This is a genomic window from Pseudomonas alloputida, assembly GCF_021283545.2.
Taxonomy (GTDB): domain Bacteria; phylum Pseudomonadota; class Gammaproteobacteria; order Pseudomonadales; family Pseudomonadaceae; genus Aquipseudomonas; species Aquipseudomonas alloputida.
In genome coordinates this window covers 4,514,847-4,540,663 of sequence record NZ_CP128540.1, presented here as the reverse complement: position 1 = coordinate 4,540,663, position 25,817 = coordinate 4,514,847, and the positions used below count along the sequence as shown (strand labels likewise).

Below are 25,817 nucleotides of genomic sequence, written 5' to 3'. Positions count from 1 at the left end.
GTCACACGTAGTTGATGACAAGGGCCTCGGCGAGGTAGCTCGACGAAGCGGTATGGGTGTCGTTGCTCCAGGACACGCAATCGATGGTGTCGGCCTTGACCGAGCCGCCACGCGCGGCGATGGCGCTGATCAGGTCATCGGAGATCACAGCGGCGACGATGTGGGTGATCAGGCTGACGATGGGCGAGAGCCAGGCCAGGTACCAGGGAATATGCACTTCCTTTCTGAAGTCGGACGATTGCTTGACGAAGTTGATGGTGTTGCCATCGAGCACCAGCTTCATCCTCAGCCAGCCGTTCCACTTCATGTCGATACCTGCGTGCAGGTCACAGTCGCCCTTATAGTCGACGGTGATGAAGTCACCGAGCATTCGTGCAGGGTTGCAACCGGCGAAGACAACGGGGGTGTACCAGATCGCCCCTGATTTGATGGCCTTCATGCGCAAGGTCGGTATGTTGACCATTTGCGTATTGTCCAAGCGGTAGTCCTGCGCCGTGGCACCCTGGTAAAGCTGAAGTAGCCCGGGCAGTACCAGATGCTCCAGGACCATGCGTGGAGAAAGCACATAGCTCGACTGTCCACCCTGGCTGATACCCGACACATCGATATCCAGTGGCAGCCCACTGATGTCGCGTTCGGTACATACGGCCATGATCGCCAGGAAACCTGAATCGAGGTACGCATAGGTACATTTTCGCGGTCTGGCCCATTCCGGGGCAGTGGCTTTGCTGAAGTTGATGGTCGCGAAGGTATGGGTGAACTGTAGGGGATGCTCGACCAGGTAGTTGCAGATGCAGTCCAACACCACGGAGGCGAAAGGACCTAGCGAACCGTCGGGGTCTTGCAGGGTAATGCCGCGCAGCCAGCCGCCTTCGTCGCCCTGCAGGGGTTGAGTGGCTCCGGCCTTGTGCAGGAAGGCCGACTTCAACTGCACCTGGCCGTTGCCTTGTGGCAACAGCGACAGGGTGACCTCGATGATGGCAACCGCGCCGGCCAGCGAGCGGCTGGTGCCACTGGCCTCGAAAAAACCTGAGCGTATAGGCATGCGCAGGCGCAGCAAGCGACCGCCACCACCGTTGATGACCGACCAGCAGTCGAACACCCCGTGGCAGGCGTAGCCTTCATCCGAGGTGTAGGAAAATTCGTGGTCGAGGCTGTTCCAGCTGGCTGCCAGGTCACTGTTCACGCTGTCCTGGCGAACGATGCTGATGGTGTCCCATCCTTTTGTCAGCATGAGCGAACCCTCCGGGCGCACTGAGTAGGCGCCACGTTCCATGGGTGGATGATCAAACGTGCTTGAAGAGTCTGGCAGAGCCGCGTTGTCTGGCAAATGCGCGGGGAGACTGTTTGGCGATCAAGCCAGGCGAACCTTATAGCGCTGAAGTTCTGGAGCCTTCCCGACAGTCGCTGCCTCTGCTGTTCATCACGATCATTAACTTGTCAGTTTTGATCATTGAGGCAATTCAAACGGCTGTTTAATGTCGCAGGCAGACAAACGACGGGGCCCGCCACCCAGTGAGGTGCCCGCATTCCGTGATCACGCCATCAGGGGACCTTTCCATGGCCGCCGACCGCTACCCGCACCTGCTTGCTCCGCTGGACCTGGGCTTTACCACCTTGCGCAACCGCACCCTGATGGGCTCGATGCACACCGGCCTCGAAGAGCGCCCCGGCGGCTTCGAGCGCATGGCAGCTTACTTTGCCGAGCGCGCCCGGGGCGGCGTTGGCCTGATGGTCACGGGCGGCATTGCGCCCAATGATGAAGGCGGGGTGTATTCCGGTGCGGCAAAGCTCAGCACCGAGGAAGAGGCCGACAAGCACCGCATCGTCACCGAGGCGGTGCACGCTGCCGGTGGCAAGATCTGCCTGCAGATACTGCATGCCGGGCGCTACGCCTACAGCCCACGGCAGGTGGCACCTAGCGCGATCCAGGCGCCGATCAACCCGTTCAAGCCCAAAGAGCTGGATGAGGCGGGCATCGAGAAGCAGATCGCCGACTTCGTCAATTGTGCCGTGCTGGCTCAGCGTGCCGGTTACGACGGCGTCGAAATCATGGGTTCGGAAGGCTACTTCATCAACCAGTTCCTGGCCGCCCACACCAACCACCGCACCGACCGCTGGGGCGGCAGTTATGAAAACCGCATGCGCCTGGCAGTGGAAATCGTCAGCCGGGTGCGTGGCGCGGTAGGGCCGAACTTCATCATCATCTTCCGCCTGTCGATGCTCGACCTGGTCGAGGGTGGCAGCACCTGGGACGAGATCGAGCTGCTGGCCAAGGCCATCGAGCAGGCCGGCGCGACCTTGATCAACACCGGAATCGGTTGGCACGAGGCGCGTATTCCGACCATCGCCACCAAAGTGCCGCGTGCGGCCTTCAGCAAAGTCACCGCCAAGTTGCGCGGCGTGGTGAGCATTCCGCTGATCACCACCAACCGCATCAACACCCCGGAAGTGGCCGAGGCAGTGCTGGCCGAGGGCGATGCGGACATGGTCTCGATGGCGCGACCGTTTCTCGCCGACCCGGACTTCGTCAACAAGGCCGCTGCCGGTCGTGCGGATGAAATCAACACCTGCATCGGCTGCAACCAGGCCTGCCTGGACCATACCTTCGGCGGCAAGCTGACCAGTTGCCTGGTCAACCCGCGGGCCTGCCACGAGACCGAACTCAACTACTTGCCTGTACGTACGGTGAAGCGCATTGCCGTGGTCGGCGCCGGCCCGGCTGGCCTGGCGGCGGCCACCGTGGCGGCCGAGCGGGGCCACGCGGTGACCCTGTTTGACGCCGCCAGCGAAATCGGTGGCCAGTTCAACGTGGCCAAGCGGGTGCCGGGCAAGGAAGAATTCTTCGAAACGCTGCGTTACTTCCGCAACAAGGTCAAAAGCACGGGCGTCGACCTGCGCCTGAATACCCGCGTGGATGTGCAGGCACTGGTGGGCGGCGGCTTTGATGAAGTCATCCTGGCTACCGGCATCGCCCCGCGTACCCCGGACATCGCGGGCGTGGAGCATGCCAAGGTGCTCAGCTACCTGGACGTGCTGCTCGAGCGCAAGCCGGTGGGCAAGTCGGTGGCCGTGATTGGCGCGGGAGGTATCGGCTTCGATGTGTCCGAGTACCTGGTGCATCAGGGCGTGGCCACCAGTCAGGACCGAGCGGCATTCTGGAAAGAGTGGGGCATCGATACCCATCTTCAGGCGCGAGGTGGTGTGGCCGGGATCAAGGCCGAGCCGCATGCTCCGGCGCGGCAGGTGTACCTGTTGCAGCGCAAGAAATCCAAGGTGGGCGACGGGCTCGGCAAGACGACCGGCTGGATTCACCGCACCGGGTTGAAGAACAAGGGGGTGCAGATGCTCAACAGTGTCGAGTATCTGGGTATCGACGATGCCGGCCTGCACATTCGTGTGGACGGCGGCGAGCCCCAGGTGCTGGCGGTGGATAACGTGGTGATCTGTGCCGGGCAAGATCCGCTGCGCGAGCTGCAGGAAGGGCTGGTGGCGGCGGGGCAGTCGGTGCACCTGATCGGCGGCGCGGATGTGGCGGCCGAGCTGGATGCCAAGCGGGCGATCAACCAAGGCTCGCGGTTGGCGGCTGAGCTCTGAGGTTGTCGGGGCTGCGTGAGCCCGACACCTGCACGCGTGGGAGCGGGCATGCCCGCGAAACAGGTGACGCGGTGGATGGCACCGGCATTGCCGGTGTTCGCGGGTGAACCCGCTCCTACGACGGGCTGTGCCGGGGCATCGATGCCTGTGTCGAGCCACCCTGGCACTGTGATGCCTCGGCGGGGGCGGGTCATCGATTACAAGCGCTTGCGGGATTACCCTGTAAACTGCGATCCATGCATGTATTCGACCTCCCCCAAGCCCCGCTGCATTTTCTGGACTTGCCCTGGCTGGAACAAGCCCAGGTCCAGGCCGCCACTCTGCGCCTGGACCTGATCGACCCGCTGATCAGCGGCAACAAGTGGTTCAAACTACGCCACCACCTGCAACAGGCCGGCGCCAGCAACGCTCCAGGCCTGATCAGCCTCGGCGGTAACCATTCCAACCATCTGCACGCCTTGGCCGCTGCCGGCAAGCGTTTCGGCTTCGCCACCGTCGGCCTGTTACGCGGCCATGCCCAGGACACGCCAACCGTGCGTGACCTGCAGGCGCTGGGCATGGAACTGCATTGGCTAGGCTACGGCGGCTACCGTGCACGCAACGAACCCGGCTTCTGGGAACCTTGGCAAGCGCGCTATCCAGGCTGGCACTGCATCCCCGAAGGGGGCGGCGGGCTGGCCGGTGCGCAGGGCTGCGCACTGATCATGCAGCAGGCGCGCGCGCAGATCGCGGGATTGGGCTGGTCAGACCATGACGCCTGGTGGCTGGCTGCCGGAACGGGGACTACCTTGGCCGGCCTTGTACTGGCCGAGGCGGGTGCACATGCCGTGCATGGCGCGCTGGCAGTGCCCAGGGATCATGGGGTGCCAGAGACGGTGGCAGCACTGGCCGGCACGCACGGCTACCAGCTACACGACGCCTGCCGTGGCGGTTTCGGAAAATTCGACGATGAGCTACTGACCTTCATCGCCGACTGCGAGCGGCGCACTGGCGTGCCGCTCGAAGCCCTCTATACCGGCAAGGCTCTGCTGGCCTTGCGTGATCAGGTTGCTGCCGGGCTGTTCAAGCCCGGCAGCCGCCTGATCTTCGTACACACGGGTGGCCTGCAGGGGCGACGCGGTTACTTGTAAGGCAGCATGCGCAACAGCGTGTTGTCGCGCTGCACATAGTGATGGTATAGCCCGGCCAGTGCATGCAAGCCGATCAGCCAGTAGCCCCAGCTGCCAATACGCTCATGCCAACCTTTGATGAACTTGGCCTGGTCCGGGTTCGGGCCGATCAGGTGTGGCAGCTCCAGGCCAAAGAACGGCACCGGTTTGTCGGCGGCACTGAGGATCAGCCAGCCGGCCAGCGGCAGGCCGATCATCATCAGGTACAGTGCCAGGTGCATCAGGTGCGCCAGGCCGGTCTGCCAGGCCGGTGGTTTGGGCACGATGGGCGGAGTCGGGCGGCTCAGGCGCATGGCCAGGCGCAGCCAGACCAGCACGAACACGCTGAGCCCGAGCATGAAGTGCAGGTCTTTCATCAGGTTGCGTTCGGCGCTGTCCTTGGGGAACAGGCCACGCAGTTCGATGAGTGCATAGACAGCGGCCAGCAGCACCAGCATCAGCCAATGCAGGGCGATGGACAGGCGCGCGTAATGGGTGGTGGGGGGGGATGAAACCATGATTGGTCCTCGTCATCAGGTCTGAATGGCGCTCTTGCTGGCGCTCAGGAGTCATTTTAATGGCTACCGGAAACAGATCTTTGCGCCAGGTCTGTGAAAAATGTGTTGCCAGCCACCGGCCTCTTCGCTGGCACGCCCGCTCCCACAGTCCAACTGCACAGTCTTGGAAGCCTGTGCAGTTGGACTGTGGGAGCGGGCGTGCCCGCGAAGGGGCCGGAGCAGGCGACATCAGTTACCGGGCAGATAGGGCCAGTCATCACCCACCAGAAACACCCGTTCTGCCTCCTGCCAGGCACCATCGGCATCAGGCACCAGTCGTACCAGCAAGTGCGCCGGTGCCTGCTGCTCCAGCACATGCAGCCAGGCTGCAAACTGCTCCGCCTGCCAGCACTCACCTGACTCCACCCTTGCCGGCGCCAGCCAGGCATGCCGCTGCAGCGGTTGCCAACGCTCGCCCTCGGCCATCACCCAGTCCCGCCGACGAAGCCAGCGCCCCCGCAAATGTTGCGGGTTGGCGCCCTCCGGCGCCTCGGCATGCCCAGGCCGTGGATAGAACAGGTAACCACCCAGCCACATTTGCGCCTGCACCTGCTCCACCCCTAGCTGCGCCAGCGCCTGACGGCTGTGCGCTCCCGTGGACATGGGCAACTGGTGCCCCGCCAGGTGCGCAAGCTTGGTCCCCAGCCGGTCATGGCAACCTGGCCCCAGCCAGGCATGGGGATCGTGCCCGGCGTCTTCCGGGCCCAGGTACAGCTTGATCGCCAGTTCCAGGTGGTGCACGCCGTCGCGGTCGCGCAGCACCACGTCGAGCTCGCCCAGGGTGTGCCCGCCGTCGCGAATCGCCAGGTTGGCGGCCAGCAGCTCGATGCCTGGCGCCTGGCTCAGGGCAAATTGCCACAGGCGTTCGTAGTAATGCCCCAGGCGCCGGCTGCCCAATTGCGCCAGCCAGGCGCGCAACGGTCGGTCATCGGCATCCAGGGCCCGCAACCATTGTTCAAGGCGTTGCGGCTGCTGCGCCCACAGGCTGCCCGCCAGCGGGTGTCGCTGGGGGCAGGGCGGGGCGCTGAGCAGGGGCGGCGACAACAAGGCCCATGCCAGGTCACGCACGGTGGAGTGCTGCAGTTGTCGGGGCAGGTCGTGAAGCTGGGCGAATGGCGTCATCCTGCGAGCATAGCCGGTTTGCCGCTGCCCGGTGGTTTCGCCCATAATCGGCGCATCGTCACCCGCCGCAGAGCCTTGCAGGAGCCCCATGGAGCAATTTCGCAATATCGGTATCATCGGTCGCCTTGGCAGCTCGCAGGTGCTCGACACCATTCGCCGACTGAAAAAATTCCTCCTCGATCGCCACCTGCACGTGATCCTCGAGGACACCATTGCCGAAGTGCTGCCCGGCCACGGCTTGCAGACGTCCACCCGCAAGCTGCTGGGCGAGGTCTGCGACCTGGTCATCGTGGTCGGCGGCGATGGCAGCCTGCTGGGTGCTGCCCGCGCGCTGGCCCGGCACAACATTCCGGTGCTGGGTATCAACCGTGGCAACCTGGGTTTTCTCACCGACATTCGTCCCGACGAGCTGGAACAGAAGGTCGCCGAAGTGCTCGACGGCCACTACCTGGTAGAAAACCGTTTCCTGCTGCAGGCCGAGGTGCGTCGCCACCATGAGGCCATCGGCCAGGGCGATGCGCTGAACGACGTGGTGCTGCACCCGGGCAAGTCCACTCGCATGATCGAGTTCGAGATCTACATCGACGGCCAGTTCGTCTGCAGCCAGAAGGCCGACGGCCTGATCGTCGCCACCCCCACCGGCTCCACCGCCTATGCGCTGTCGGCCGGTGGCCCGATCATGCACCCCAAGCTCGATGCCATCGTCATCGTGCCGATGTACCCGCACACCTTGTCGGGTCGGCCGATCGTGGTTGACGGCAACAGCGAGCTGAAGATCGTGGTGTCCAAGGACCTGCAGATCTACCCGCAGGTGTCCTGTGACGGCCAGAACCACTTCACCTGTGCCCCCGGCGACACCATCACGGTCAGCAAGAAGCCGCACAAGCTGCGCCTGATCCACCCGCTGGACCACAATTACTACGAGGTCTGCCGCACCAAACTGGGTTGGGGCAGCCGCCTGGGGAGCAGTGACGACTGATGCTCGATCCGGCGCGAAGTTTTGACATCATCGGCGACGTGCACGGCTGTGCACTGACCCTTGAACGCCTGCTCGACGCCCTCGGATACAAGCGCGTGGCCGGCGTGTGGCGCCACCCGCGACGTCAGGCGCTGTTCCTTGGCGATATCGTCGACCGCGGGCCACGCATTCGCGAGGCGCTGCACATCGTCCACGACATGGTCGAAGCCGGCCAGGCGTTCTGCATCATGGGCAACCACGAATACAATGCCCTGGGCTGGGTCACCCCGGCGCTGCCTGGCAGCGGCAAGGCCTATGTCCGCGAACACACGCCGCGGCATGCCCGGCTGATCGACGAAACCCTGACTCAGTTTGCCCAGCACCCCGGCGATTGGCACGATTTCGTCAACTGGTTCTACCAGCTGCCGCTGTTCATCGACGCAGGGCGCTTCCGTCTGGTGCACGCCTGCTGGGACCCGCGGCTGATCGAGCCGCTGCGCCAGCAATACCCCGACGGCCGCATCGATGAACACTTCATCCAGGCCTCGGCGGTCAGTGGCAGTTTTGCCGACACAGTGTGCAACCGCCTGTTGCGCGGTACCGACATGCGCCTGCCGGACGGGCTGACGCTGACCGGCGGCGACGGCCTGACCCGCGCGTTTTTCCGCACCAAGTTCTGGGAAGAAGACCCGAAAACCTACGGTGACATCGTGTTCCAGCCTGATGCCCTGCCCGAGGAAGTGGCCAGCACCCCGCTCAGCCACAGCCAGAAGAACGCCTTGCTGCGCTATGACGAAGACCAGCCGATGCTTTTCGTCGGGCATTACTGGCGCAGCGGCCGCCCGGCACCGATCCGCGCCAACCTGGCCTGCCTGGACTACAGCGCCGTGCTCTACGGCAAGCTGGTCGCCTACCGGCTGGATGATGAAACCCGTATCGACCCACACAAGTTCGTCTGGGTCGACGTCGACCGCCCACAGGCCAATCAATGAACATTATCGAAGTGATGCGCCTGCCGCTGTCGGTTGACCTCAGCGGCTTCGTCCACCTGTTGCAACGCCTGCAGGTGCCGCACCGGGTCAGCGAGGAGGGTGATGCCCAGGTCCTCTGGGCCCCCGACACCCTGGCCGAAGATGTGCTGCAGCTCTACCAGCGCTACCCCGACGGCAACGCCGACCTGCCGGCCACCGCTGACCCTGTAGGGGCGGGGGCACCGGCGAATGCCCCCACACAACCTTCCCTGGCAGCCCAGGCCAAGGCCTGCAAGATCACCACCCTGACCCTGCTGCTGTGCTTCATCGTCGCCGGCCTCACGGGCCTTGGCGACAACTTCACCACCATCAGCTGGTTCACCTTCCTCGACTTCCGTGTCCAGGGCGACTACCTGTACTTCAGCCCGTTGGCGCAAAGCCTGGATGAAGGCCAGTGGTGGCGCCTGGTATCGCCCATGCTGCTGCATTTCGGTGTGCTGCACCTGGCCATGAACAGCCTGTGGTACTGGGAGCTGGGCAAACGCATCGAACTGCGCCAGGGCCCGTGGGCGTTGCTGGGCCTGACCCTGCTGTTCAGCCTGGTCTCCAACCTGGCCCAGCACTACACCAGCGGGCCGAGCCTGTTTGGCGGCCTGTCCGGCGTGCTGTACGGCCTGCTCGGGCATATCTGGCTGTACCAGTGGCTGGCGCCTGACCGTTACTTCAACCTGCCCAAGGGCGTGCTGGTGATGATGCTGATCTGGCTGGTGGTATGCCTGACCGGCGTGGTCGGCACGCTCGGCCTTGGCCAGATCGCCAATGCCGCCCACGTCGGCGGGCTGCTCATCGGATGCCTGACCGGGCTCTTGGGTGGGGCGCTGGCCCGGCGTAAACTGTCGGCTTGAATCAGGAGACACTATGTCCACTTTCGCGCAAATGATTGAAAACATCACCCCGGAAATCTACCAGAGCCTGAAACTGGCCGTGGAAATCGGCAAATGGTCCGACGGCCGCAAGCTCACCGCCGAGCAGAAAGAGCTGTCGCTGCAGGCGGTCATCGCCTGGGAGATGAAGAACCTGCCCGAAGACCAGCGCACCGGCTACATGGGCCCACAGGAATGTGCGTCGAAGTCCGCGCCCATCGCCAACATTCTGTTCAAGTCGGACTCGGTACATTGATCGAACTCGCACGTGGCTCGTTGAGCAAGATGGCCGTAAGCCTGCAGGCACCGGTGGTGCAGTACAGCTTCCGCCTGGATGACACCCAGGTGCCGGTCAACCCCATGATCGGCCAGCGTCTGCGCCTGGAATACCTCGGCGCCATTCATTGCAGCCATTGCGGCAAGCGCACCAAGACCAGCTTCAGCCAGGGTTACTGCTACCCGTGCATGACCAAGCTGGCTCAGTGCGACGTGTGCATCATGGCCCCGGAAAAATGCCACTACGACGCCGGCACCTGCCGCGAACCGTCGTGGGGCGAACAGTTCTGCATGACCGACCACGTCGTCTACCTGGCCAATTCGTCGGGGATCAAGGTCGGCATCACCCGTGCCACCCAGCTGCCCACCCGCTGGCTCGACCAGGGCGCCAGCCAGGCGTTGCCGATCATGCGCGTGGCCACCCGGCAGCAATCGGGCCTGGTCGAAGACGTGCTGCGCAGCCAGGTGCCGGACCGGACCAACTGGCGCGCGCTGCTCAAGGGCGATGCCGAGGTGCTCGACCTGCCGGCCATCCGGGAGCAGGTCTTCGAAGCCTGCGCCGACGGCCTGCGCGAGCTGCAGGGGCGCTTTGGCCTGCAGGCGATCCAGCCGCTGCCGGACGCCGAAGTGGTGCAGATGAACTACCCGGTCGAGGCGTACCCGAAGAAGATTGTCAGCTTCAACCTCGACAAGGACCCGGTGGCCGAGGGCACGCTGCTGGGCATCAAGGGCCAGTACCTGATCTTCGACACCGGTGTGATCAATATTCGCAAGTACACGGCCTACCAGTTGGCCGTGCTCCAGTAAAAAGGACCTGCACATGCGTACCGAACAACCGCAAGTGATCTACCTCAAGGATTACCAGGCGCCGGAGTACCTGATCGACGAGACGCACCTGACCTTCGAGCTGTTCGAGGACCACACGCTGGTTCACGCGCAACTGGTCATGCGCCGCAACCCGGCACGCGGTGCCGGCCTGCCGCCACTGGAACTCGATGGCCAGCAGCTGGAACTGCTGCGCGCCTCGCTGGATGACCAGGAATTGCAGCCAGGCGAGTACCAACTCGACGCCGACAGCCTGACCGTGCAGCCCAAGGCCGAGCGCTTCACCCTCGACACCAGCGTGAAGATCCACCCGGAAAGCAACACCGCCCTGGAAGGCCTGTACAAGTCGGGCAAGATGTTCTGCACCCAGTGCGAGGCCGAGGGCTTCCGCAAGATCACCTACTACCTCGACCGCCCGGACGTGATGAGCACCTTCACCACCACGGTCATCGCCGAGCAGCATCGCTACCCGGTCTTGCTGTCGAATGGCAACCCGATCGGCAGCGGGCCGGCCGAAGATGGCCGCCACTGGGCGACCTGGGAAGACCCGTTCATGAAGCCGGCCTACCTGTTCGCCCTGGTGGCCGGTGACCTGTGGTGCGTTGAAGACAGCTTCACCCGCCAGTCCGGCCGTGAGGTGACCCTGCGCATCTACGTCGAACCCGAGAACATCGACAAGTGCGACCACGCCATGGTCAGCCTGAAAAAGTCCATGCGCTGGGACGAAGAAGTCTATGGCCGCGAGTACGACCTGGACATCTTCATGATTGTTGCGGTCAATGACTTCAACATGGGCGCCATGGAAAACAAGGGCCTTAACATCTTCAACTCCAGCTGTGTGCTGGCCCGTGCCGAAACCGCCACCGATGCTGCGCACCAGCGCGTCGAAGGGGTGGTCGCCCACGAGTACTTCCACAACTGGTCGGGCAACCGCGTCACCTGCCGTGACTGGTTCCAGCTGTCGCTGAAGGAAGGCTTCACGGTATTCCGCGATGCCGAGTTCAGTGCCGACATGAACTCGCGCACGGTCAAGCGCATCGAAGACGTCGCCTACCTGCGCACCCACCAGTTCGCCGAAGACGCGGGCCCCATGGCCCACCCGGTGCGCCCGGACAGCTTCATCGAAATCTCCAACTTCTACACCCTGACCGTCTACGAGAAGGGCGCCGAAGTGGTGCGCATGGTCCGTACCCTGTTGGGTAGCGAAGGCTTCCGTAAGGGCAGCGACCTGTACTTTGAACGTCATGATGGCCAGGCGGTAACCACCGACGACTTCATCAAGGCCATGGAAGACGCCAACGGCGTCGACTTTACCCAGTTCAAGCGCTGGTACAGCCAGGCGGGCACCCCACGCCTGGAGGTCAGCGAGGCGTATGACGCCGCCGCGCAGACCTACAGCCTGACGTTCCGCCAGAGCTGCCCGCAGACCCCGGACAAGGCCGAGAAACTGCCGTTCGTGATCCCGGTGGAGCTGGGCCTGCTGGATGCCGACGGCAACGACCTGCCGCTGCAACTGACTGGCGAAGACGCTGCTCAAGGAACCAGCCGCGTGCTGTCGGTAACCGAAGCCGAGCAAACCTTCACCTTCCAGGGCATCCAGGCCAAGCCGCTGCCGTCGCTGCTGCGTGGCTTCAGCGCCCCGGTGAAGCTGAGCTTCCCGTATGACCGCGACCAGCTGATGTTCCTGATGCAGCACGACAGCGACGGCTTCAACCGCTGGGAAGCGGGCCAGCAGCTGTCGGTGCAGGTACTGCAGGAACTGATCGGCCAGCATCAACGCGGCGAAGCCCTGAAGCTCGACCAGCGCCTGATCACCGCCCTGGGCACTGTGCTGGGCAATGTATCGCTGGACCCGGCCATGGTGGCCGAAATGCTCTCGCTGCCAGGTGAGGCGTACCTTACCGAGATCAGCCAGGTGGCCGACGTCGACGCCATCCACGCCGCCCGCGAGTTCGCACGCCAGCAGATCGCCGAACACCTGTTCGACGCCCTGTGGGCGCGTTACCAGGCCAACCGTGAAGTGTCGCGCAGCACTGCCTATGTGGCCTCGGCCGAGCACTTTGCCCGCCGCAGCCTGCAGAACATCGCCCTGTCGTACCTGATGCAGAGTGGCAAGCAACAGGTACTGGACGCGACCCTGGAGCAGTTCGAGCACTGCGACAACATGACCGAGCGCCTTACCGCGCTGGCGGTACTGGTCAACTCGCCGTTCGAGGCCGAGCGCGCCAAAGCGCTGGAGGCCTTTGCCGAGCACTTCAAGGACAACCCGCTGGTCATGGACCAATGGTTCAGCGTGCAGGCGGCCAGCACGCTGCCGGGCGGGCTGGCGCGGGTCAAGGCGTTGATGCAGCACCCGGCCTTCACCCTGAAGAACCCGAACAAGGTGCGTGCGCTGATCGGCGCCTTTGCCGGGCAGAACCTGGTCAACTTCCATGCTGCCGATGGCTCCGGGTATCGCTTCCTGGCGGACCTGGTGATCGAGCTGAATGCGCTGAATCCGCAGATTGCCTCGCGGCAACTGGCGCCGCTGACACGCTGGCGCAAGTATGACGATGCGCGTCAGGCGCTGATGAAGGGTGAGCTGGAGCGCATTCTGGCTTCGGGTGAGTTGTCCAGTGATGTGTATGAGGTTGTGAGCAAGAGTCTGGCGTAATTCTGGTGAATTGGGGCCGCCCAGCGGCCCCGGCTTTCCCCGGCCGACAACAAAACATAACACCCCGCCCGTTGTACTCCCGCAAACATCCCCGCTACGATCTCCTCAAGCTATTGCAGGCCTCTAGATCAGGCTTTCTGCAAAGCCTGCAATGCATTGACCCACCAAAAAAGAACACAACAAGGGGGCAGTCATGAGGGAACAGTTACGTACGTCAGCCAGGCGTGGTGCCTGGCCATGGGCAGCCAGCGCGATGCTGGCACTGGCATTGGGGGTGTGGGCCGACAGCGCCCAGGCCGCAGCAGCCGACCAATACTCCACCGAATCGGCCAAGGCCAGCCAAAGCCTGTTGATCGACGCCACCCATGCCGGCAAGCGCCTGGTGGTGGTGGGTGATCGCGGCCACATTCTGTTCTCCGACGACCAGGGCAGTACCTGGACCCAGGCTCGGGTACCCACCCGGCAATTGCTCACTGCCGTGTTTTTCCTCGACGACAAGCGTGGCTGGGCCGTCGGCCATGACGCGCAGATCCTCGCCAGCACCGACGGCGGCGCCACCTGGAGCAAGCAGTTCGAAGACCTCGCCCGTGAAGCACCCTTGCTCGATGTCACCTTCCTCGACGCCCAGCACGGCTTTGCCGTGGGGGCCTATGGTGCCTTGCTGGAAACCACCGATGGTGGGCAGCACTGGCAGGATGTGGCCGAGCGGCTGGACAACCCGGACCAGCTGCACCTGAACGGTATCGCCCAAGTGCGCGATGCCGGCCTGTTCATCGTGGGTGAGCAGGGCGGCATGTTCCGCTCCACCGACAACGGCCAGACCTGGGCCAAGGTCCAGGGCCCCTACGAGGGCTCGCTGTTCGGCGTGATCGGCACCGCCAGGCCGCAGACCCTGCTGGCCTACGGCCTTCGCGGCAACCTGTTCCGCTCCAGCGACTTCGGTGACAACTGGCAGCCGATCGAACTCAAGGCCGCACGCGGTACCCTGGAGTTCGGCCTGGCAGGCGCTACGCTTGTCGATGATGGCACCCTGGTGCTGGTCGGCAATGGTGGCAGCGTGCTGCGCAGCACGGACGACGGCCAGACCTTCAGCGTGTACAACCGCGCCGACCGCCTGGCCCTGGCCGGCGTCAGTGGCCTGGCCAACGGCGGCCTGCTGCTGGTGGGGCAGGGTGGTGTGCACCTGGCCAGCGCCGAAGGGGCTGATCAGCCTGCCCCGGAGGTGCGCCCATGACCAGCAGGGAGAGCATTACCATGCACCCGCATCACCAGGATAAAGCCACGCTGCTCGAACGCCTGATCTTCAACAACCGCCCAGTGGTCATCGCCCTGTGCGTGCTGGTCAGCATTTTCCTGTTCTGGCAGGCCACGCAGATTCGCCCGTCCACCAGCTTCGAGAAGATGATCCCGCTGCAGCATCCGTTCATCGAGCAGATGATGGAGCACCGCAACGACCTGGCCAACCTCGGCAACACCGTGCGCATCTCGGTGGAGGCGGTGAACGGTGACATCTTCGACAAGGACTACATGGAGACCCTGCGTCAGATCCATGACGAGGTGTTCTACATCCCCGGTGTCGACCGGGCCGGGCTGAAGTCACTGTGGAGCCCCAGCGTGCGCTGGAGCGAGGTCACCGAAGAGGGTTTTTCCGGTGGCGAGGTCATCCCTAACACCTACAACGGGTCGCAGGACAGCCTCGATACCCTGCGCGACAACGTGCTCAAGTCAGGCCAGGTGGGGCGCCTGGTAGGCAACAACTTCAAGTCCAGCATCGTCGACGTGCCGCTGCTGGAGAGCTACCCCGACCCGCAGGACCCGGGCAAACAGGTGAAGCTGGACTACCAGCAGTTCTCTCACCTGCTGGAAGAGAAGATCCGCGACAAGTTCCAGGCGCAGAACCCCAATGTAAAAATCCACATCGTCGGCTTTGCAAAGAAGGTCGGTGACCTGATCGATGGCCTGGTGATGGTGGCGATGTTCTTCGGCGTCGCCCTGGTGATCACCTTGGTGTTGTTGTACTGGTTCACCTGGTGCATCCGCAGCACTGTCGCCGTGCTCATCACCACGCTGGTGGCGGTGGTCTGGCAACTGGGGCTGATGCATGCGGTAGGCTTTGGCCTGGACCCGTATTCGATGCTGGTGCCGTTCCTGATCTTCGCCATCGGCATTTCCCACGGGGTGCAGAAGATCAACGGCATCGCCCTGCAGTCGAGTGATGCCGACAACGCCCTTACCGCTGCCCGGCGCACGTTCCGTCAGTTGTTCCTGCCGGGAATGATCGCCATCCTTGCCGACGCAGTGGGCTTCATTACCCTGCTGATCATCGACATCGGGGTGATTCGCGAACTGGCCATCGGCGCCTCCATCGGCGTGGCGGTGATCGTGTTCACCAACCTGATCCTGTTGCCGGTGGCCATCTCCTATGTCGGCATCAGCAAGAAGGCCATCGAGCGCAGCAAGAAAGACGCAACCTGCGAGCACCCGTTCTGGCGCCTGTTGTCGAACTTCGCCAGTGCCAAGGTGGCGCCGGTGTCGGTGGTGCTGGCACTGCTCGCCTTCGCCGGTGGCCTGTGGTACAGCCAGAACCTGAAGATCGGCGACCTCGACCAGGGCGCACCGGAGCTGCGCCCCGACTCGCGCTACAACCAGGACAACAACTTCATCATCAGCAACTACTCGACCAGTTCCGATGTGCTGGTGATCATGGTCAAGACGCCGTCGGAGAAGTGCTCGGTCCACTCGACCATGGCGCCGATCGACGAGCTGATGTGGACCATGGAAAACACCCCAGGCGTGCAGTCGGCGATTTCCCTGGTCACCGTTTCCAAACAGGTGATCAAGGGCATGAACGAGGGCAGCCTGAAATGGGAAACCCTGTCGCGCAACCCGGACATCCTCAACAACTCCATCGCCCGGGCCGACGGCCTTTACAACGGCGACTGCTCATTGGCACCCGTGCTGGTGTTCCTCAATGACCACAAGGCTGAAACGCTGGAGCGCGTCACCGCCGTGGCCAAGGCATTTGCCGACAGCCATGACAAGGAAGGCCTGCAGTTCCTGCTGGCGGCGGGCAACGCCGGCATCGAGGCAGCGACCAACGAAGTGATCAAGTCGGCCGAGCTGACCATCCTGATCCTGGTGTACATCTGCGTGGCCGTGATGTGCCTGATCACCTTCCGCTCGTTCGCCGCCACGCTGTGCATCGTGCTACCGTTGGTGCTGACCTCGGTGCTGGGCAACGCGCTGATGGCCTACATGGGTATCGGGGTGAAAGTGGCGACCTTGCCGGTGGTGGCGTTGGGGGTGGGCATTGGCGTGGACTATGGCATCTATATCTACAGCCGCCTGGAAAGCTTCCTGCGTGCCGGTTTGCCGTTGCAGGAGGCGTATTACCAGACCCTGCGCTCGACCGGCAAGGCGGTGCTGTTCACCGGGTTGTGCCTGGCTATTGGTGTATGCACCTGGATCTTCTCGGCGATCAAGTTCCAGGCGGACATGGGCCTGATGCTGACCTTCATGCTGCTTTGGAACATGTTTGGTGCGCTGTGGCTGCTACCGGCATTGGCGCGGTTCCTGATCAAGCCTGAGAAGATGGTGGGCAAGGAGGGTGGGTCGATCTTCGCCCATTGATTGGAGGGGGCCGCATTGCGGCCCCCCGGTTATACTGCCAGCTCATTTCAGATGGGTACCCCTATGTCCCCCCTCGCTACCGCCCTGCAGTCCTGCGATATGCTTTTGATCGACGGCCTGCACGCCTTCGATTTCACCGTTGATGAAGCCGGCCTCACTGTCGAATGCATGGACGGCCGCCAATTGCGTCGCTGGTCGTTCACCCCTGAGCAAATCGCTGCCGCCATCGCCACCGGAGACGAGTGGCAACTCGACGATGCCAACGGCGCGCATCGGCTAGTCTGTATGAGTGCCTTTCGCGCCCCGGATGATGACCAAGATGAACCGGACCTGGACGAGCCTGCTGACCGCTAGCCTGATGAGCCTGACAATCTCTGCCCACGCTGCCACCTTGCTGGTGGGCAGCTACACCGATGGCGCCAGCCAGGGTATCTACCGCTACCATTTCGACGACAAGGCCGGCCAAATCGGCCCCACACCTCTGCAGGTGGTGAAAAGCGTCAGCCCTTCGTGGCTGGTGCTGTCGGCCGACCAGCGTCAGCTGTTCGCGGTGAATGAGACCCCGCAGGGCCATGCCAGCAGTTTCAGCATCAGCAGCAAAGGCGAAATCAAGCCGCTCAACCAAGTGGTCACCCAGGGCGACGAGCCCACCCACGCCAGCCTCAGCCGTGACCAGCGCTACCTGTTCGTGGCCAACTACGCGGTCAACCCCGACCCCGGTGGCAGCCTGGTGGTGATCCCGGTGGCCAAGGACGGCACGCTCAAGCCCGTGGTGCAACAGGCCCGGCATAAGGCGAGTGGGGTCAACCCTGAGCGCCAGGCCGGTGCCCACGTGCATTCGCTGGTGCTGTCGCCGGATGGCCAGCACCTGTATGCCAGCGACCTGGGTGCCGACAAGGTGTTCATCTACCGCTACGACGGTGCCAGTGCGGACCACCCGCTGACAGCGGCGATACCTGCGTCCGTGGCCTTGCCGCCGGGCAGCGGTCCGCGTCACTTGCTGTTCGACGCCAAGGGCCGGCACGCCTACCTCACCCTGGAAATGAACGCCGAGGTGGTGATGTTCGATGTGCAGGACGGCAACCTGGTTGAACGCCAGCGCTTACCCCTGACCGAGCGCCAGGAGGCCGCAGCGAAGGCAGCAGGTGGCTTGCACCTGTCGGCGGACGGGCGCTTCCTGTACGTGAGCAACCGTGGCACGGCCAATGAAATTGTGGCGTTCAGCGTGGGCAAGCAGGACGGCCAGTTGACGTTCCTGCAGCGTCGCCCGGCAGAAGGTGATCACCCTCGGGAGTTTGCCCTGGACCCGAGTGACAACTTCCTGCTGGTGGCCAACCAGAAGAGCAACCAGATCGTGGTGATACGTCGCGATCCGCGCAGTGGCAAGCTGCTGGAGACGGTGCAGACGCTGAAGCAGGATGCACCCTCGGACCTCAAGTTCATCGAGTGATATCGATCAGCGTGATAATCGGTACTGCTGCAATGAATTTTTGCGTGCGGCCTCGGCGGCGTAAGTTTGACCCAAGGCCCAAAAGGGCCACCGTCAAACCACCGCCGTCGAGGTAAGCCCAGATGAACTTCAATCTCTTCCCGGTTATTGCCGCATCCGCCATTTCCGCATCGGTCGTACTGCCAGCGCATGCCCATGCCGACAGCAGCAAGGCTTCTGCCACCCACAGCTACACCGAGCAGTACCTGCGCCAGAGCGCCAATTTCCATGCGGCCCTGAGTGGCAAGCACCACCACTGATCTGGCTTGTGTGAGGTCCTTGTGGGAGCGGGCATGCCCGCGAACACCGGCAGAGCCGGTGCCATCCACCGCGGTGCCCGCTTCGCGGGCATGCCCGCTCCCACACGGACCCATGTGCAGCCCGATGTTTAATCAGCGGACCATGATTGCCTTGAACAGCTCCGAAGCCAGCCACCCCTCCAGCCAGCTCCGCACACGCGGATAAGCCGCCTCGGCGAACCACTGCGGTTCGACCCCGGCAAACTGGCGCATCAGGGGCAGCAACGCGGCATCGGCCATGCTCGGGTGGTCGGCCAGCAGGTAAGCCCGCCCCGCCAGCAAGCCTTCGAGCTCCGCCAGCCAGGCCTCGGCCTGCTGGCGGTAATGCTCGCGGGAATGCTCCGGGTAACGTTCGGCATACTTGTACAGGTTCACGTGCGCCTTGAACGTGGTGTCATTGCGCGCAATCAGCGTTTCAGCCTGCTGCGCAGCCGCAGGGTTGGCCTGTAGCCTCCAATCCTGCGGGTCGTTTTGCGTCAGCGCCCAGCGCATGATGTCCAGGCTCTCTTCCAGTACCTCGGCACCGGTGTCCAGCACCGGTACCGTGCCCTTGGGCGACAAGGCCAGCAGCTCTGCCGGCTTGTTCTTCATCGCCACCTCGCAGATTTCCACCTCGCAGCCGGCATAGCGCAGGGCCAGGCGCGCACGCATGGCCCACGGGCAGCGGCGGAACGAGTAGAGGATCACCCGCACACCTCCACGTCACTGAGGCCATTACCCTGGCGCCGCACCTGGATCTGCACCGGGATGCGCTCGTGCATTTCCTGTACGTGGGAGATCACCGCCACTTTGCGACCCTGGGCTTGCAAGCCGTCGAGGGCGTCCATTGCCAGTTGCAGCGACTCGGGGTCGAGGCTGCCGAAACCTTCGTCGATGAACAGCGACTCGATACGCAAGGTGCTGGACGCCATCGACGCCAGGCCCAGGGCCAGGGCCAGCGACACCAGGAAGGTTTCCCCGCCCGACAACGAGTGCACCGAACGCAGTTCGTCGCCCATCTCGGTGTCCAGCACCAGCAGGCCCAGGGCGCTGCCGCCGCGCTTGAGGCGGTAGCGACGGGCCAGCTGACGTAGCTGGGCGTTGGCGTGGTGCAGCAGCAGGTCAAGGTTGTAGCCTTGGGCGATCTTGCGGAACACATCACCGGAGGCCGAACCGATCAGGGCATTGAGGCGGGCCCAGCGTTGCCACTGCTGGTGGGCCTGTTCGATTTCTGCCGCCAGCGCCTGGTGGGCCTGCTGGCGGCGCTGGTCGTCGGCCTGTTGTGCACGCAATTCGGCGCATTGCTGCTCGTGGTTTGCCAGGCGTTCGCGCAGTTCGGCCAAGGCTTGCTCCAGGGCTTGGACCGTGGTGTCCACGGTCATCTGTGCCGCGTGATGCTGCAGGCGCTGTTCGCGCTCCTGCAGCAGGACGCGGCCCTGCTCGATGGCTTTTTCCGCGCCTTGCAAACGCTGGCGCAATTCATTGACTTGCGCGTCATCCATGGCCAGCAGGCGATCGAGGCCGGCATCGTCCAGTTCCGGATGCTCGCTGCGCCACTGGGCGATCTGGGCCTGCAACTGTTGGCATTCGGCATCCAGTGCCTGTTGTTGCTGGGTATTGGCCTTGAGCTCGCTGGCCAGTTGCACGCCTTGGGTGCGCAGATCTTGCAGGCGCTGGGCGGTGTCGGCGTCAAGGGTGCGGGCGTGCTCCAGCGCGGTGTCCATGTGCTGCTGCCAGGCTTCGGCGCTGGCATGTTCGCCGAGCAGTTCGGCGAGTGAGGCCAGGGCTTGCTGGCGTTGCTCGTCGAGGGCGGCCAGTTTCTGCTGTAACTGCTGCTGGCCTTGCACGCGCGCCTGCTGTTGGTCACGCAGCTTGTCCAGCTGGGTTTGGCGGGCTTGCTGCTCTTCCAGTTCGTCCTTGCGCTGTTCCAGTTGCTGCAGGCGCTGGGCAATCTGCTGGTCGAGGGCGAGGAAGGCATTGGCCGGGTCGTCGTTGAGGGCCTTGAGCGCTTCCTCTGGTAGTACGCCGGCCAGGTCGTTCAGGCCTTGCTGCAACAGCTGCTCGTCGTTGGCCAGGGCTTGGTGCTGTTGCTCCAGGTGGCGCTGGGCCTGTTGTTGGGCGTCGTGGGCAGCCTGCAATTGCTGGTTGAGGCGGGCCGCGTCCCGTTGCAGGGCGAGCAGGGCGCTCTGGCGTTTCTCGTCCTGGCTGATTTCTTCATCCAGGCGACGCAGCTGGCTGTCGAGCCAGGCGCTACGGGCCTTGTCGTCCTGCGGGGCGAGGGCTGGCCACAGGCTGTGTGCCTGTACCTGAGCCACCAGCGGTTGCAACTGTTCGCCCAGTCGCTGCTGCTGTTGCTGGAAGTCCTTGAGCTGGGCATTGACCACACCCAGCTGGGTACGCAGCTCCACCAGCTTGCTGTTGAGCGTCTCGACCTGCTTCTGGGCGGCGTGCTCTTCGGCCTGGTCATGGCGGCCCAGGCTCTGCAGCAGCGCTTCTGGCTGATGGAAGGGGTGTTCGGCGCTGCCACAGACCGGGCAGGGTTCGCCGTCACGCAGTTGGTTACGCAGTTCTTCGACGCTGGTGTTGCGTGCCAGGCGTTGGCGTTCCAGCAGTTGACGGGTGAGCGTCAACGCCTGTTCGGCGGCCTCCAGCTCGGCCTTGGCGGCGGTGCCTTCGGTAATCAGTTGCTGGCGTTGCAGCATGGCCTGCTGCTGCCGTTCGCGCAGGGCATCCAGCTGCTGGCGCAGCTCCTGTTCACGGCCGTGCAGGCGTGACATTTCCTCTACGGCGCGCTGCTGTTTGCGGTTGTCCTGCAACATGCCGCCGAGCAGGTCGATCTGCTCGGCCAGGGCCTGGGGTTCGGCCTTGGCTTCACGGAACAACAGGTCGTAGGCGTCGCGCTCGGCCTGCAAGCGCGCATTGGCCTGGCTGGCCTGGGCCTGCAGGCCGGGTAGCTCTTCTCGGCCCTTGGTCAGCCGGCCACCGATCAGCATCACCTGCTTCAGTTGCGGCAGGTAGGCGTGCCAGGCATTGGCCAGGCCCGCCAGGTGCTGGCTGTCGGCAAGCGCGGTGTCGATCAGCGCCAGTTGTTGCACGCTGCGCTGCTGGTTGTCTTCCAGCTGCTGCAGTTGCTGCTGGCCGTCAGCAACCTGCTGTTGCGCCTGCTGGCTGATGCTGCGCTGGGCGGCCAGCTCCTGGTCCAGGCGTGCCAGCGTATCCTGAGCGGCAAAGGCCTGGCGCAGGCGCGGCGCATTCTCGCCGTGCTCGGCCTGGCGGTCGGCAAGCGCTTGGCGCGCAGTGTCCAGCGCCTGTTCGAGTTCGCGGGTGCGCACCTGCAGTTCGGCTTGCTGCTGTTGCTGTTCGGCAATTTTCGCGGCCACTGGCGCCAGCTGTGCGCTCAGGGCCTGTCGGCGGTGGAACTGGTGACGCTGTGGGGCCAGGCGCTCCAGGCGTGCCAGGTCCAGGCGTGGTTCGGCCAGCTGTTGCCAGTCCAGTTCGGCGGCCTGCAGCGTGGTGCCGGCTTCGGTGTGTTGGGCCTGAAGCTGGCGTTGTTCATTCAGCCAGTTGCGTTGCTGCTCCAGCTGGCGCTCGCCGGCCTGGTCGGCCTTGAACTGCTGTTGCGCCTGCTCCAGGCGCTGGTCGAGCTCGGCACGGGCCTCGGCAGCCATCGGCAGTAGATGGCTGGCGCGTTCTTTCAGGGCGTTGTGCGCCTCGCCGGCTTCGCGCGCCTTGCTGAAGGCACGCTGGCCCAGGCGGGTGTAGATCGCGGTGTTGGTGAGCTTTTCCAGCAACTCGCTACGGTCTTTGTCGTCGGCCTTGAGGAACGCGCCGAACTCGCTCTGGGCCAGCATCACCGCACGGGTGAACTGTTCGAAGTTCAGGCCCAGACGGGCTTCGACCAGTTGCTTGTATTCGTTCTTGCCACTGCCGAGCACTTGCTCGCTGTCGAGGTCGTAGAAGCTTTGACGGCTGTGCTGCAGTTTGCCGTTGGCCTTGTCGCGGGCGCGGTTGGCTTCCCAGCGGGCGCGGTAGCGGCGGCCGTCGATGCCGACGAAATCGACCTCGGCAAAACCGCTGCCGGTGCCACGGCGCAGCAGGTTGCGCGGGTCGGAGGTGGGGATGTCGCCGTCGGCATCCGGCACCTTGGCCTCACGGCCAATGGCATTGAGGCGCGGCACGGTGCCGAACAGCGCCAGGCACAGGGCGTCAAGCAGGGTGCTCTTGCCGGCACCGGTAGGCCCGGTGATGGCGAACAGGCCAGCGCTGGCCAAGGGTTCTGCGGTGAAATCGATGTCGATCGGGCCGGCCAGCGATGCCAGGTTCTTCAGGCGGATGGCGAGAATCTTCATGGCTGTTCCTCTTCCTGCTGCACGTCCTGCAACAGCAGGGCGAAGTCGGCCAGCGCCTGATCGTCGGCGGGGTTGCCGTAGGCTTGTTCCCAGGCGCGGCTGAACAGGTCTTGCGGGGTCATCTGGGCCAGTTCGACAAAGGCCAGGTCATCGTCTTCGGCGTTGTTGCGGCCGGCGTACTCGGCGCTGATACGAATCAGCCGTACCGCCTTGCCTTCAAGCGCGGTTTCGATCTGCTGGCGCAGGTCGGGTTGCGGCTCGTCGAGCAACACCCGCACCTCCAGCCAGGGCTGGCGGTTGGGGTCTTCAAGCAGGTCGACCACGGGCAGGTCGGCCAGTTGCTGCAACAGCTCGCCCAGCGGTGCCGGGCCCACCCGTTGCAGGGCCACGGCGCGTGGTACGGGGCGTGGCTCGACGCTGACCAGGCCGTTACCGTCCAACTCCACTTCCAGGACCTGGTGCGGGTAGTTGATTTCGGCGAACGACAGCGGGATTGGCGAGCCGCTGTAGCGGATGCGCTCTTCGCGGTTGACCTTCTGCGGCTTGTGCAGATGGCCCAGGGCGACGTAGCTGATAGCCTTGTCGAACAGCTTGGCCGGCAGCGCCTCGGCGTTGCCGATGATCAGGCTGCGTTCGGAGTCTTCCGATACCGCGCCACCGGCCATGTGCGCGTGGCTGATGGCGATCAGCGCCTGGTCTTTCTTGCGTTTCTTCAGGGCGGCGGCGATCAGTTGCTGATGCACCTGGGTGATGCCTTGCAGGTAGTCGTCACCCAGCTGCGGGCCGGTCACTTCGGCCGGGCGCAGGAACGGCAGGGCCAGGCACCAGGCGGCCACCTTGCCACGGCCGTTGGTCAGCGGAATCAACAGGCGTTCGGCATCCAGCTGGCCCTCGTCCAGCCAGTGCACACGGCCCAACGCATGGGTGCGCAGGCGGCGCATGAGTGCGGCCGGCAGCTCGATGCGCGAACCGGAGTCGTGGTTGCCGGCAATCATCACGATGTCCAGCTTGGGCTGTTGCTCGTGGGCCTGGACGATGAAGTCGTAGAGGCGTTCCTGGGCTTTGACGGGCGGGTTGACGGTGTCGAAGATGTCGCCCGCAATCAGCAGCGCATCCGGCTGGCGCAGGCGCAGTTGGCCGAGCAGCCAGTCGAGGAAGCAGGCGTGTTCGAAGTCGCGTTCCTGGCCGTGCAGGCTTTGGCCCAGGTGCCAGTCGGAGGTATGAAACAGACGCATGGATGACCTGTTGGTGTCGAGTCGGGCAAGCGGGGAAAGGGCGGTATGGTAACCCAAGCGTGGGGCCGCTGTGCGGCCCGATCGCGGGCAAGCCAGCTTCTATCAAACAAAAGATAACCCACTGTTCTTTCTAGCGAAAAAAACAGGCGCGCGGGGTCAATGGCGGCGAAGTGTTCACTCTTCTATACGTGGTCACAGCAAGCTGTGCCGACAGGGATTAACGCCGATGCCATTTGGGCCACTCTCTCATTCGGGAGCAAAGCAGCACACCAGTGCGGTCTACGGCCTCTTTCCCGCGCATTGGGAACCATAGCAAAGTATTCGGCGGCTGACCTACCCGGATCAGTCGGCGAATGCTTTTCTAGATCTCGATGTCAGTGCAGATCTGACGTCATGCGCATCCTGTTTGCTGTGCGACAGCGCAGCCCGGAAGGGCTGGGTGATCTCTCATAGAACTGCGCATCACTTACTGATTTAGCAGGGACCCTGTGGGAGCGGGCGTGCCCGCGAAGAATCCAACGCGGTGCATGGCACCGGCTGCGCCGGTGTTCGCGGGCGCGCCCGCTCCCACATGGACCACGCTTGCCTGGCATTTTTGTCAGTTGTCTCGCCGTTGATTGCGGCGGAAAAATTGTGTTCGAGCAAACTACAACTGGCTCACTTGTATGAGGCTAGGCGATGGCGACCTTGGCACAGGTCTATACAGCATACGGGTACTCCAAGCGGCCATCGAAAAGCACGCTACTCGGTTTCAACGGCGAACGGCTGGCCGTTGAGTTGACGAGTTACCTATTGGGCAACGGGTATCGTGCATTCAGCCCGGCTCTGATGCGCTTTCTGTCGGCGGACAGCTTCAGCCCGTTTGGTGAGGGTGGGGTGAACAGCTACGCCTTTTGTTCGAATGATCCTGTTAATCGGCAGGATCCAAGTGGGCATGGGTTCGAGAGAAATGCTCTTTCACGGCGACCCGTGCGGATCAAGCCAGTCTCCGTGAAGAAAGTTCAGCAGCTAACTACAGATCAGTTGGTTGAACGGTACAACACACTAGGTTCGCAAATGGTCGACAGTATGATTTCGAAGTCCAAGAGAACGCATTACGCGTTGCACGAGCAACAAATGCTTTTGATCAGTGAATTGGCATCCAGGCAGGATAAAAGGAGCCTCAAACCACTGCTGAGCGGTCCACAAGGTGATGCATCCAGTGCAACGCCAATGATCGACGCGCTTCTGAATCCGAACGATCCCTTCCCGCCCAAGCCAGGGCCAACCGAGGCAGTCGCAGAGCAGCCCGCTCAGTCGGCTTCACGGCTGCGTAAAGCAGAATGGTTTTAAGCACGATCATCAAGGGTTTGCGGTTCGGTTCATTGTGGGAGCTGCCTTGCCGGACCGGTCGCAGAGGGCCGCAACATGGCCCGGCGATTTGGCTGTGATGCGAAGACCCTGGGGGCGCTTCGCACCCCGATCGCGACACAAGGCCGCTCCTACAAAGGCTGCAATCAGCGCAGGGTGATTTCCCCGGTCTGCCGGTGTAGCAGCAACTCGGCCAGCGCTCTGGTCATCTGCACGTGATGCACTGCGTTGACCAGCATGTTGATACCGGGTTCACCGGCATTGGCGCAGATGTATTCGTCCAGCGAGTCTTCGATGCCGGCCATCAACTGGAGGGTGTGGGTCAGGGCGTCAACCGAAGGCGTGTCCTGGTTGATGGTGTAGAAGGGGCGGGCTGTCAGGATTGCAGGAGGATCGGGGACGATCTTCTTCATGGCGTATTCCTCTGAAACAGAAGGGCACTGCCACCTGAATCTT

General features: G+C 63.5%; 21 protein-coding genes. 14 read left to right on the top strand and 7 right to left on the bottom strand.

The features are described from left to right. Position 1 precedes the first annotated feature (1 nt). A complete protein-coding gene (locus LU682_RS20975; RefSeq protein ID WP_010953018.1) occupies positions 2–1,234 on the bottom strand; it encodes a TULIP family P47-like protein in 1,233 nt (410 codons plus the stop codon). Positions 1,235–1,560: 326 nt separating this feature from the next. On the opposite strand from LU682_RS20975, the gene LU682_RS20970 reads away from it, so the two are divergent. After that, on the top strand, positions 1,561–3,597 hold the full coding sequence (locus tag LU682_RS20970; RefSeq protein ID WP_049586633.1) for an NADPH-dependent 2,4-dienoyl-CoA reductase: 2,037 nt from the start codon (positions 1,561–1,563) through the stop codon (positions 3,595–3,597). Positions 3,598–3,833: 236 nt separating this feature from the next. Beyond that, a complete protein-coding gene (locus tag LU682_RS20965; RefSeq protein WP_010953020.1) occupies positions 3,834–4,727 on the top strand; it encodes a 1-aminocyclopropane-1-carboxylate deaminase/D-cysteine desulfhydrase in 894 nt (297 codons plus the stop codon). Here the strand turns inward: LU682_RS20965 and LU682_RS20960 are convergent. Beyond that, positions 4,718–5,263, bottom strand: a complete 546-nt coding sequence (locus LU682_RS20960) for a cytochrome b (RefSeq protein WP_010953021.1) — start codon at positions 5,261–5,263, stop codon at positions 4,718–4,720. The two genes, LU682_RS20965 and LU682_RS20960, sit on opposite strands and share 10 nt — an antisense overlap. A 228-nt stretch (positions 5,264–5,491) precedes the next feature. Further along, a complete protein-coding gene (locus LU682_RS20955; RefSeq protein WP_049586635.1) occupies positions 5,492–6,514 on the bottom strand; it encodes a DUF1853 family protein in 1,023 nt (340 codons plus the stop codon). Between LU682_RS20955 and LU682_RS20950 the strand changes: the two genes are divergently transcribed. The 11 genes from LU682_RS20950 to LU682_RS20900 all read left to right on the top strand — a co-directional run bounded on the left by LU682_RS20950 (position 6,513) and on the right by LU682_RS20900 (position 18,409). After that, positions 6,513–7,403 carry an NAD(+) kinase gene (locus LU682_RS20950; RefSeq protein ID WP_232885766.1) on the top strand — a complete coding sequence of 297 codons (891 nt, stop codon included), beginning with the start codon at positions 6,513–6,515 and terminating at the stop codon, positions 7,401–7,403. The genes LU682_RS20955 and LU682_RS20950 overlap by 2 nt on opposite strands. After that, the gene (locus LU682_RS20945) at positions 7,403–8,374 is read left to right on the top strand and encodes a metallophosphoesterase (protein ID WP_010953024.1); all 972 of its coding nucleotides are present in this window, start codon (positions 7,403–7,405) and stop codon (positions 8,372–8,374) included. Before LU682_RS20950 ends, LU682_RS20945 begins: the two co-directional genes overlap by 1 nt. Continuing rightward, positions 8,371–9,258, top strand: a complete 888-nt coding sequence (locus tag LU682_RS20940; RefSeq protein ID WP_010953025.1) for a rhomboid family intramembrane serine protease — start codon at positions 8,371–8,373, stop codon at positions 9,256–9,258. Before LU682_RS20945 ends, LU682_RS20940 begins: the two co-directional genes overlap by 4 nt. A gap of 13 nt (positions 9,259–9,271) precedes the next feature. Next, positions 9,272–9,532 (top strand): YeaC family protein, encoded by a 261-nt coding sequence (locus tag LU682_RS20935; RefSeq protein ID WP_003247224.1) that lies wholly within the window; start codon positions 9,272–9,274, stop codon positions 9,530–9,532. Beyond that, positions 9,529–10,359: a DUF2797 domain-containing protein gene (locus LU682_RS20930; RefSeq protein WP_003247225.1), complete on the top strand. Its 831-nt coding sequence runs from the start codon at positions 9,529–9,531 to the stop codon at positions 10,357–10,359. Before LU682_RS20935 ends, LU682_RS20930 begins: the two co-directional genes overlap by 4 nt. A 13-nt stretch (positions 10,360–10,372) precedes the next feature. Next, complete coding sequence (gene pepN, locus LU682_RS20925) at positions 10,373–13,030, top strand: aminopeptidase N (RefSeq protein ID WP_010953026.1); 2,658 nt, start codon at positions 10,373–10,375, stop codon at positions 13,028–13,030. Between the two features lie 193 nt (positions 13,031–13,223). Further along, complete coding sequence (locus tag LU682_RS20920) at positions 13,224–14,264, top strand: WD40/YVTN/BNR-like repeat-containing protein (RefSeq protein ID WP_049586637.1); 1,041 nt, start codon at positions 13,224–13,226, stop codon at positions 14,262–14,264. A gap of 20 nt (positions 14,265–14,284) precedes the next feature. Next, a complete protein-coding gene (locus tag LU682_RS20915; RefSeq protein WP_049586703.1) occupies positions 14,285–16,660 on the top strand; it encodes an efflux RND transporter permease subunit in 2,376 nt (791 codons plus the stop codon). A 63-nt stretch (positions 16,661–16,723) separates the two neighbouring features. Beyond that, positions 16,724–17,014, top strand: a complete 291-nt coding sequence (locus tag LU682_RS20910) for a DUF5629 family protein (protein WP_049586638.1) — start codon at positions 16,724–16,726, stop codon at positions 17,012–17,014. After that, positions 16,980–18,110, top strand: coding sequence for a lactonase family protein (locus LU682_RS20905; RefSeq protein ID WP_010953030.1), 1,131 nt, complete (start codon positions 16,980–16,982; stop codon positions 18,108–18,110). Before LU682_RS20910 ends, LU682_RS20905 begins: the two co-directional genes overlap by 35 nt. Positions 18,111–18,232: 122 nt before the next feature. After that, entirely contained in the window at positions 18,233–18,409 is a 177-nt protein-coding gene (locus LU682_RS20900; RefSeq protein ID WP_003247232.1) for a hypothetical protein, read from the top strand. Positions 18,410–18,541: 132 nt separating this feature from the next. Here LU682_RS20900 and LU682_RS20895 read toward each other — a convergent pair whose 3' ends face one another. From LU682_RS20895 to LU682_RS20885, 3 genes are read right to left on the bottom strand one after another with little or no spacing between them, the layout of a single operon-like run. Next, a complete protein-coding gene (locus LU682_RS20895; protein WP_060489095.1) occupies positions 18,542–19,135 on the bottom strand; it encodes a glutathione S-transferase in 594 nt (197 codons plus the stop codon). Then, a complete protein-coding gene (locus LU682_RS20890) occupies positions 19,132–22,776 on the bottom strand; it encodes an AAA family ATPase (protein WP_232885765.1) in 3,645 nt (1,214 codons plus the stop codon). The genes LU682_RS20895 and LU682_RS20890 overlap by 4 nt, the downstream gene beginning before the upstream one ends. Further along, on the bottom strand, positions 22,773–24,011 hold the full coding sequence (locus LU682_RS20885) for an exonuclease SbcCD subunit D C-terminal domain-containing protein (RefSeq protein ID WP_010953034.1): 1,239 nt from the start codon (positions 24,009–24,011) through the stop codon (positions 22,773–22,775). Before LU682_RS20885 ends, LU682_RS20890 begins: the two co-directional genes overlap by 4 nt. Positions 24,012–24,689: 678 nt before the next feature. Between LU682_RS20885 and LU682_RS30065 the strand changes: the two genes are divergently transcribed. Next, complete coding sequence (locus LU682_RS30065; RefSeq protein ID WP_051122543.1) at positions 24,690–25,343, top strand: RHS repeat-associated core domain-containing protein; 654 nt, start codon at positions 24,690–24,692, stop codon at positions 25,341–25,343. 164 nt (positions 25,344–25,507) lie between these two features. Here the strand turns inward: LU682_RS30065 and LU682_RS20875 are convergent, their stop codons facing one another. Then, the gene (locus tag LU682_RS20875; RefSeq protein WP_010953035.1) at positions 25,508–25,774 is read right to left on the bottom strand and encodes a hypothetical protein; all 267 of its coding nucleotides are present in this window, start codon (positions 25,772–25,774) and stop codon (positions 25,508–25,510) included. Positions 25,775–25,817 lie beyond the last annotated feature (43 nt).

Excerpts from the sequence above, each read along its gene's own strand:
- LU682_RS20975 (WP_010953018.1), bottom strand. The coding sequence starts at position 1,234 with ATGCTGACAAAAGGATGGGACACCATCAGCATCGTTCGCCAGGACAGC.
- LU682_RS20970 (WP_049586633.1), top strand. The coding sequence starts at position 1,561 with ATGGCCGCCGACCGCTACCCGCACCTGCTTGCTCCGCTGGACCTGGGC.
- LU682_RS20965 (WP_010953020.1), top strand. The coding sequence starts at position 3,834 with ATGCATGTATTCGACCTCCCCCAAGCCCCGCTGCATTTTCTGGACTTG.
- LU682_RS20960 (WP_010953021.1), bottom strand. The coding sequence starts at position 5,263 with ATGGTTTCATCCCCCCCCACCACCCATTACGCGCGCCTGTCCATCGCC.
- LU682_RS20950 (WP_232885766.1), top strand. The coding sequence starts at position 6,513 with ATGGAGCAATTTCGCAATATCGGTATCATCGGTCGCCTTGGCAGCTCG.
- LU682_RS20955 (WP_049586635.1), bottom strand. The coding sequence starts at position 6,514 with ATGGGGCTCCTGCAAGGCTCTGCGGCGGGTGACGATGCGCCGATTATG.
- LU682_RS20945 (WP_010953024.1), top strand. The coding sequence starts at position 7,403 with ATGCTCGATCCGGCGCGAAGTTTTGACATCATCGGCGACGTGCACGGC.
- LU682_RS20940 (WP_010953025.1), top strand. The coding sequence starts at position 8,371 with ATGAACATTATCGAAGTGATGCGCCTGCCGCTGTCGGTTGACCTCAGC.
- LU682_RS20935 (WP_003247224.1), top strand. The coding sequence starts at position 9,272 with ATGTCCACTTTCGCGCAAATGATTGAAAACATCACCCCGGAAATCTAC.
- pepN (WP_010953026.1), top strand. The coding sequence starts at position 10,373 with ATGCGTACCGAACAACCGCAAGTGATCTACCTCAAGGATTACCAGGCG.
- LU682_RS20920 (WP_049586637.1), top strand. The coding sequence starts at position 13,224 with ATGAGGGAACAGTTACGTACGTCAGCCAGGCGTGGTGCCTGGCCATGG.
- LU682_RS20915 (WP_049586703.1), top strand. The coding sequence starts at position 14,285 with ATGCACCCGCATCACCAGGATAAAGCCACGCTGCTCGAACGCCTGATC.
- LU682_RS20910 (WP_049586638.1), top strand. The coding sequence starts at position 16,724 with ATGTCCCCCCTCGCTACCGCCCTGCAGTCCTGCGATATGCTTTTGATC.
- LU682_RS20905 (WP_010953030.1), top strand. The coding sequence starts at position 16,980 with ATGAACCGGACCTGGACGAGCCTGCTGACCGCTAGCCTGATGAGCCTG.
- LU682_RS20900 (WP_003247232.1), top strand. The coding sequence starts at position 18,233 with ATGAACTTCAATCTCTTCCCGGTTATTGCCGCATCCGCCATTTCCGCA.
- LU682_RS20890 (WP_232885765.1), bottom strand. The coding sequence starts at position 22,776 with ATGAAGATTCTCGCCATCCGCCTGAAGAACCTGGCATCGCTGGCCGGC.
- LU682_RS20885 (WP_010953034.1), bottom strand. The coding sequence starts at position 24,011 with ATGCGTCTGTTTCATACCTCCGACTGGCACCTGGGCCAAAGCCTGCAC.
- LU682_RS30065 (WP_051122543.1), top strand. The coding sequence starts at position 24,690 with ATGGCGACCTTGGCACAGGTCTATACAGCATACGGGTACTCCAAGCGG.
- LU682_RS20875 (WP_010953035.1), bottom strand. The coding sequence starts at position 25,774 with ATGAAGAAGATCGTCCCCGATCCTCCTGCAATCCTGACAGCCCGCCCC.